Origin of the sequence: Paraburkholderia sp. BR10923, assembly GCF_040948765.1 — a bacterium.
Taxonomy (GTDB): domain Bacteria; phylum Pseudomonadota; class Gammaproteobacteria; order Burkholderiales; family Burkholderiaceae; genus Paraburkholderia; species Paraburkholderia youngii.
Map to the genome: position 1 here is coordinate 1 of NZ_JBFPKO010000227.1, position 255 is coordinate 255.

1 pseudogene is annotated in these 255 nt (G+C 63.1%); it reads left to right on the forward strand.

Annotated elements, in window-relative coordinates:
• A pseudogene (locus tag AB3X94_RS42230) lies at positions 1–255 on the forward strand (IS21 family transposase); the annotation flags it as partial.

The following is a 255-nucleotide window of genomic DNA, read 5'->3' on the forward strand; positions in this document are numbered from 1 at the left end:
CGATCACCGGCGTGCCGTTCGCCCACCGGCTGTACCACTTTGTGCTCGCGTTCTCGCACTGGGAATACGCCTGTGTCGTCGATGGGGGCGAGAGCTTTGAAGCGCTCTCCCAAGGCTTGCAGAATGCGTTGTGGCAGGCCGGCGGATGCCCACGGGAACACCGCACCGACAGTCTGTCGGCGGCGTTCAGGAATCTGCAGGAACAGGACGACTTCACGGTCCGCTATACCGCGCTGCTCGAGCATTACGGCATGG